General features: G+C 77.6%; 4 protein-coding genes. 1 reads left to right on the plus strand and 3 read right to left on the minus strand.

Going from position 1 to position 4,033, the window contains the following annotated elements:
- Positions 1–201: 201 nt before the first annotated feature.
- The gene (locus ACWDCZ_RS39150) at positions 202–1,356 is read right to left on the minus strand and encodes a hypothetical protein (protein WP_449818452.1); all 1,155 of its coding nucleotides are present in this window, start codon (positions 1,354–1,356) and stop codon (positions 202–204) included.
- A gap of 115 nt (positions 1,357–1,471) precedes the next feature.
- Between ACWDCZ_RS39150 and tsaA the strand changes: the two genes are divergently transcribed.
- On the plus strand, positions 1,472–1,918 hold the full coding sequence (gene tsaA, locus ACWDCZ_RS39155) for a tRNA (N6-threonylcarbamoyladenosine(37)-N6)-methyltransferase TrmO (protein WP_375875936.1): 447 nt from the start codon (positions 1,472–1,474) through the stop codon (positions 1,916–1,918).
- A 61-nt stretch (positions 1,919–1,979) separates the two neighbouring features.
- Here the strand turns inward: tsaA and ACWDCZ_RS39160 are convergent, their stop codons facing one another.
- Both ACWDCZ_RS39160 and ACWDCZ_RS39165 read right to left on the minus strand, forming a co-directional pair.
- A complete protein-coding gene (locus ACWDCZ_RS39160) occupies positions 1,980–2,897 on the minus strand; it encodes a phosphotransferase (protein WP_449818453.1) in 918 nt (305 codons plus the stop codon).
- A 141-nt stretch (positions 2,898–3,038) separates the two neighbouring features.
- Positions 3,039–3,524: an ATP-binding protein gene (locus ACWDCZ_RS39165; RefSeq protein WP_449818454.1), complete on the minus strand. Its 486-nt coding sequence runs from the start codon at positions 3,522–3,524 to the stop codon at positions 3,039–3,041.
- Positions 3,525–4,033: the final 509 nt, after the last annotated feature.

Raw genomic sequence — 4,033 nt, forward strand, 5'->3', positions numbered from 1 at the left:
GGCCTCCCTCGTCTTCCACCTGCCGGTGTGGCGGGTGCCGTCCACCGGGCGCTGGGTGGGCCTGATCATCGGGCAGGCCGACCGGGAGTTCCCGCTCGAACTCCTGGTCGCGATCGGCGAGGAGTCCTGCCTGCCGCGGTGAGACCCCTCGCGCCGTCGCCGCCGGACCGGGCGCCGACCGCGCGGGGCCGCGCCGCGCCGTCACCCCGGCGCCCCCGGCCGGTGGGCGTCGCAGTACCAGCCGCCCGGATACAGCCGGGCTCCCGGCGCTCCGCACGGGATCCGGCCCGCCGAGCAGATCTCCCTCCGCACCGGCGGGATCACCCGATCGGAGGTGAGCGGCTCGCCCACCGGGTCGTACGGGTCCCCGGGCAGCAGCAGCCGATGCGGCGGGCGGTGCGGAGCACGGCGCTGCTCCGGCACCCGCGGGTGGTCGGCCCCGCGCTGACGCGGGACCACCGGCCGGTCCGTCCGGTCCGCCAGCACCCCGCCGTTGGCGAGGAAGCGGCGCCGGTCCGCCTCGGGCGCCCAGAAGCGCAGCGGGCCGCCGTTCCGGGTCCGTTGGGTGATCGGCACATACACGCCGCCGGCGACCCGGCGCACGAAGTCGTCGATCCGCGGGACCAGCACCGCCCACGTCGGGTGCCACCGCCCGCAGCGGCCGCCGCCGCCGCGCACCTGGCAGGGCCGCGGGCTGACGCGGTCGCACTTCAGCAGTTGGAGGGTCCGCACCCCGCCGCGCAGCAGCAGGTCGCGGTCCTCGCGGATGGCCCGGGCCGGCAGGTTGTCGGTGCGCACCCAGTGGACCTGGTCGATGAGCGGCGCGTTCGGGTCGACGGTGTGCCAGACCGCGGTGATGCCGTCCTCCCGCGCCAGCCGGTTCCGACGCCGGACGGACTGCGCGCTGACGTACGAGAGTTGGAGGTCGAGCCCGGGCCGGCGGCCGTCCGCGCCGGTGACCAGGACGGCGGGCCGCCGCCCGTCGGCCGTCCCGGCCCCGATCTCGACGGCGTGCCCGTCGCTCTCGGCGGCCCGGGCGTAGCGCTCCTGGTAGGCCTCGCGCCGCTCGTCCTGGGCAGCGGTGTGGGCCCGGCGGTGCGGGTTGTGGTGGGAGGCGATGCGCCGACCGCGCCGGAACGACAGGTACATCCACTCCGGCTGGTCGGGGCGGGCGTCCCGGCAGATGGGGCAGAGCAGCCCGCGCTGGGCCACCGGCCGCCGGTCGGCGCGCAGCCGGTGCCACAGGCCGGGCTGTTCGGGGACACCGAGGTCGTCTCGGTCGAGGTCGAGGAGGCGGTCGAGGTCGGTGTTGAAGACCAGGTTGCGCGTAGGGAGTTCACCGTCGTACTCGTTCATGGCGTCTCATCTCTGCCATCAACCACGAGAGTGAACTTCCAGTCTGCACCGGGGCACCGACACCCGGGCCCGCTACCGTGCTGCCGGACGGAGCCGAGGGTGCACGGAGGGCGCAATGACGGACAGGGGTCTGCGGGAGCGGAACCAGCGGGAGCGCGGGTTCGAGGTGCGGGCGATCGGGTGGGTGGAGTCGCCCTTGCTGGAGCGGGCGGGGGCGCCGAGGCAGGGGGACGAGGGCGCGCCGGAGGCGTGGGTGGCCTTCGAGGCCGGGGTGGAGCGGGGGCTGCGGGACCTGGTGGCCGGGCAGGAGGTACTGCTGCTGACCTGGCTGCACCGGGCGGACCGGGAGGTCTTGGCGGTGCGTCCGCGCGGGGACCGCTCCCGGCCGGAGACCGGGGTGTTCGCGACCCGCTCGCCGGACCGGCCGAACCCGATCGGGCTGCACCGGGTCACCGTCCTGGCCGTGGACGGCCCGCGGCTGCGGGTCAGCGGACTCGAGGCGATCGACGGCACCCCGGTGCTGGACGTGAAGCCGGTGCTGCCCGGGCTCGCCGAGCGGTAGCGGGGGGCGGCGGGGGGCGCCGTCGCTGGCCCGGGCAGCGCATGACGGTGGCAGCGCGCCGTCAGCGGCCGGCCGTGGCGACGAGGCGGGCCAGGGCGGCCCGGGCGGGTGGGCCCCAGGTGGGCTTGCCGCCGGGGCGGCCGTGGTCGCCGGCGTGGCCGATGCGCAGGCAGGAGAGGGCACGCAGCACCGCCCAGCCGCGGGCGCGGCGCAGGGTGGCGGGGTCCGGGGCGGGCCGGTAGGCCGCGTGGAAGCGGTCGGCGGCGCCGTCCGGCAGCAGGATCCAGGCGGCGGCGAGGTCACCGGCCGGGTCGCCGGCGAAGAGGTCGCCGAAGTCGATCACACCGCAGATGGTGCCGTCGGCGGTGAGCACGTTGGCCGGGTGCAGGTCGCCGTGGAGCCACAGGTCCGGGCCCGTCCACTCCGGCGCGGTGACGGCGTCCTCCCAGACCGCGCGGACGGCCTCCGGGTCGGGGAGCAGCCCCAGTTCGACGGCCGAGGCGAGCTGCCTCGCGAAACCCTCGGCGTGGTCGGCCAGCGGTCCGCCGCGGCCGCGACCGGCGGGCGCACCGGCGGGGGCGGGGCGGTGAAGGGCGGTCAGGAAGGCGGCCAGGGTGTCGGCGGCCCGCGCGGCGCGGGTGGCGGGCGCGCGGTCGGCGGGCTCGCCCGGCACCCAGGTGGTGACGATCCACGGCCGCGGGAACCGCTCGGAGGGCTCGCCGAAGCGCTGTGGGACGGGGACGGGCAGCGGCAGGTGCGGGGCGAGGGCGGGCAGCCAGGCGTGTTCCTTGCGCAGCAGCTCGTCCGCCGACGTCGTCGCCCAGGGCAGCCGGACGGCGAGGTCGTCGCCGAGCCGCCACAGCTGGTTGTCCCACCCGCGCGCGCCGAGCGTCACGGGGCGGTCGGCCAGGTCGGGGTGCTGGTCGCGCAGCAGCGCGCGGACCAGCTCAGCGGTGATGTCGGTCCCGGTGTCGGTCATGCCGGGCAACGCTAGTCGGGCGGCGGGGGCGGTGCCACGGGAACGGGAAAGGGCGCGCCGGGCCCCCGAGTTCGACGGGTGCCGTGCGCCGGCTGCGAAGCGCCGGACGCACCCTCGGACGAGGGCGAGGACGTGCGGCGATCAGCCCGGCCGTTCCGGCGCCCCATCCGCACCGGCCGCCGTCAGGGCCGGCGGGCGCGACACCTCCAGCCAGACCAGCTTCCCTCCGGCCTCGGGCCGGGAGCCCCAGGCGGCGGAGAGCCGGTCCACCACCCGCAGTCGGTGCCCGCCCGGGCGGCCCGTACCGGCGGACGGGCGCAGCCGCGGCGGGACGGGGCTGGCGTCCGCGACCTCCACCCGCAGCCGGGCACCGTCCCAGTGGAGCCGCAGCTCGCTCGGGCCGCCGGGGGCGTACAGACAGGCGTTGGCGACCAGCTCGGCGACCATCAGCAGGACGTCCTCGGCGGCGGCCCGCCGGTCCTCGTCGACGGCCGGCAGCCACTGCCAGGACACCAGCGCCCGTCGGCTGAACTCGCGGCTGCGCCGCACCGTGCCGGGGCCGCCTTCGAGCGCCAGTCGCCTGACCTGCTCCCGGCCTGGCGGCCCACCGTTCCCGGGGCGGTCCACGGCCTGCCTCCTCACCTCGGTTCGGCTCAGGCGGTGTGGTGGTGACCGGGGTGGAGCCGTGGCACGCGGTCGGCCCCGGTTCTCGCGAGCAGCCGTGGCCGGGCCGTCCGAGCGGCCGGTCGCGCCTCCGGCCGGGCGTCCGGCTCGTGGTCCGGTGGGGACGGCGCGGGGCCGTCACCGGGTGCACGGTGCCAGGCGGACCTCACCGCTGGTGCGAGCGGGAGCACCGTCCGTCGGCCGTCCATGCCCCGCGCCTGCCCGTTCCCCGCCGGTGCACACGCGCCGTCCGTTCCGTACCACCCCCGGATCGCACCCGGACGTTAGAGCCCGCCGCAACGGGGCAGCCGCCCTGGTGACGGGGCGGAACGGACGGTGCCCGCGGGCCGCTCGCCCGTCCGCACCGCCCCGGTCCCGACCGAGCCGCTCGAACACCTGGAGGACGAGGACAGGCCCGTGAGATTCCTCGACCGCAGCACTGCCGGCCACCAGCTGGCCCTCAGGCTCGCCCC

This window comes from Kitasatospora sp. NPDC001225 (assembly GCF_053597855.1).

What these genes read in the sequence shown, in the direction of transcription:
- ACWDCZ_RS39150 (WP_449818452.1), bottom strand. Translation starts at nt 1,356, where the DNA reads ATGAACGAGTACGACGGTGAACTCCCTACGCGCAACCTGGTCTTCAAC.
- tsaA (WP_375875936.1), top strand. Translation starts at nt 1,472, where the DNA reads ATGACGGACAGGGGTCTGCGGGAGCGGAACCAGCGGGAGCGCGGGTTC.
- ACWDCZ_RS39160 (WP_449818453.1), bottom strand. Translation starts at nt 2,897, where the DNA reads ATGACCGACACCGGGACCGACATCACCGCTGAGCTGGTCCGCGCGCTG.